The organism is Paenibacillus sp. MAEPY2 (assembly GCF_000499205.1).
Lineage (GTDB): Bacteria > Bacillota > Bacilli > Paenibacillales > Paenibacillaceae > Paenibacillus > Paenibacillus vandeheii.
Window position 1 is genome coordinate 1 of the sequence record NZ_AWUK01000093.1, and the last position, 314, is coordinate 314.

The 314-nt window shown below is 43.3% G+C and carries 1 protein-coding gene; it reads left to right on the top strand.

From position 1 onward, the window contains the following. On the top strand, positions 1–314 hold a 314-nt coding region (locus P364_RS0134425), incomplete at both ends, for an HAD-IC family P-type ATPase (RefSeq protein WP_029881534.1).

The following is a 314-nucleotide window of genomic DNA, read 5'->3' on the forward strand; positions in this document are numbered from 1 at the left end:
TCGATCCGTTCACTTATGGATATTGCTCCCAAGGAAGCGCTAATTCGACGTGGTTCTGCTGAGATGACCATAAGTGTTGATGATATTCAGGTTGGAGATGTAATGATCGTTAAGCCAGGACAAAAATTGGCTATGGATGGAGTTGTAATACAAGGAACGTCAACGCTAAATCAGGCAGCAATCACGGGAGAATCAGTTCCGGTCGCTAAAACTGTGGACGATGAGGTGTTTGCCGGAACACTAAACGAAGAAGGGCTGCTTGAAGTCAGAGTTACCAAGCATGTAGAAGATACGACTATATCTAAAATTATTCA